The following is a 1,961-nucleotide window of genomic DNA, read 5'->3' as shown; positions in this document are numbered from 1 at the left end:
CTGATGTCACCCTCTTCCAAGCCGCTCGCCTGTTGGGCGTTCCTGGGTAATCCTCTCTCGTGAGAGGAAGTTGACCAGGCTAACCCCGTGTGCCCCACGGTTTATGTACAGGGGCCGATCTACCGCCAGCCCCTCTCCTTCAGTTTCAAACCAAACCTCTCGTTCACTTTCTATTTCGGCGGACTGCTGTCCGGATACTTTCTCCGACGCTCACCATGCCTGATCCGATAGCAGGATAAGTTGCTCCAGATCTTCCAGATCGGATGGCACATGCCGTTCAAACACCTTGCGAACTCGATTGCGCTCTTCCCCGCTCGCTCCATGCAACGACCTCGAACGGCTCGGCGCTGTGGTTTTGTGCAGTTCAATCATGCACATCAGATCGTAGCGATTCAGCTTGCGGAGATCGGGGCCCGGGCCATGCCTCGTGGAAAGTGCGCAGTATGTTTGTGTAGTCCACACGAAACAGATCGCAAAGCTGGCGGATGGTGCAGTATATCATTCGCATCGTCCCTTCTTTCCCACTTTAATACTAAATTTTTCCTCAAGACAAGACAGGACGTTGTTGTTACCCGTTGAATTTTATAAGTGTGATCGTGCCGTGTTGTTTATCGGGGAAGGGAGATCTTATGGCAAAACGAAGAAAGCGAAAACATGATGATTTCGTAGGAAGCCTCGTTGTTTTGTTGATGCTGGGAGCTTTTTGGATGGCTTTTGATGCGACCCGTTCATTTACTGCTGGTTTGGTTGCAATGGGCATAGTTTTCGGAATCGCCTATGCAATTGTAACAGTTGTTCACATGATGCAAGAAGAGAAACTGAAAAGATCGGGAATTTACGACATCGACAAAATGGATGGCCGGCAATTCGAACTTTATTTAGGGCACCTGTTTCGTTCGCAAGGTTACTCTGTAGAGGTTACACGCTCTTCTGGGGATTATGGCGCTGACTTGGTACTCCAGAAAGACGGGAAAAAGATCGTAGTGCAAGCCAAACGCTACAGCAGTAGAGTCGGCAACGCAGCTGTCCAACAAGCCCGTGCCGCAATGGACCTGTACGGCGCCTCGGAAGCATGGGTGGTGACCAACAGTGAATATACAGATCAGGCTTACGTTCAGGCAAAAGCAAGCCAGGTGAGGCTCATCGATCGTAAAGAACTCATGGAAATGATTCTGAAAATGAATCCCAACGCCGTGCCAAAACCAAAACAAATTATGGCGGAAAACCCGCAAACAGAATTCAAATGCGACCAATGCGGAAATACCATGGTGCTAAGAAAAGGCCCGAAAGGCGAATTCTACGGTTGCAGCGGGTATCCGAAATGCAGGAATATAAAAGCCGCTCCGAAACAGTCATACTCAGTGTGAGGCCCGTTTGATGGTGTAGCCGCTCAGTTTCCTTGTCTGGAAACGAGCGGTTTTTCTTGCCCAGAATGACAGAGATGAGAGACAATGAATGATTAGTAGCCCCGTCTTCCTCCGCACCAAGCTTTCGCTCACATTTATGGACGACTGTAGTTCATCTCGCTTTATGGGTCAGCGTTGTAGCTCTTTCTTCAGTTTTTCGATCTCTCCTACTGATAGCCCCGTAACTTCTGAAATGAGCGATACATCCATCCCCTTAGCCAGCATGTTCTTTGCAACTTTCTCAAGTGCTTTCTTCTCATACGAGATGGTGTATTCCATAATCCTCTTTTCCTCCTCCGGGTTCAGATATTTCATGACATCACCCAACATACTTCGGCGGCCTTTCGACAGCTAATCACCAGTGGTCCTCCTATGCAGATTCGCCGCTTTAATGTCCGCTGATGTCATCCTCTCCCGAACCCGCTCGTCTGTTGAGCGTTCCTGGGTAATCCCTCCTCATGAAGGGAAGTAGGCGCATCTGTGCAAGATGCCAAGGTCCTTTGTCTGTCCCCCCAATCTAGGGGGAAGTGTCCTGGCAACCAGTGTGTGGAGATC

At 49.6% G+C, this 1,961-nt stretch carries 2 protein-coding genes; one reads left to right on the top strand and one right to left on the bottom strand.

Translation table 11 applies throughout. The features are described from left to right. The first annotated feature begins 629 nt into the window (after nt 1–629). Nucleotides 630–1,367, top strand: coding sequence for a restriction endonuclease (locus tag C230_RS0100420; RefSeq protein WP_018130129.1), 738 nt, complete (start codon nt 630–632; stop codon nt 1,365–1,367). 168 nt (nt 1,368–1,535) lie between these two features. Here the strand turns inward: C230_RS0100420 and C230_RS21615 are convergent, their stop codons facing one another. Then, on the bottom strand, nt 1,536–1,685 hold the full coding sequence (locus C230_RS21615; RefSeq protein ID WP_245533935.1) for a hypothetical protein: 150 nt from the start codon (nt 1,683–1,685) through the stop codon (nt 1,536–1,538). Nucleotides 1,686–1,961: the final 276 nt, after the last annotated feature.

Source organism: Effusibacillus pohliae DSM 22757, from assembly GCF_000376225.1.
In the GTDB taxonomy this organism is placed as follows: domain Bacteria; phylum Bacillota; class Bacilli; order Tumebacillales; family Effusibacillaceae; genus Effusibacillus; species Effusibacillus pohliae.
This window is presented reverse-complemented; position numbering and strand designations above follow the sequence as displayed.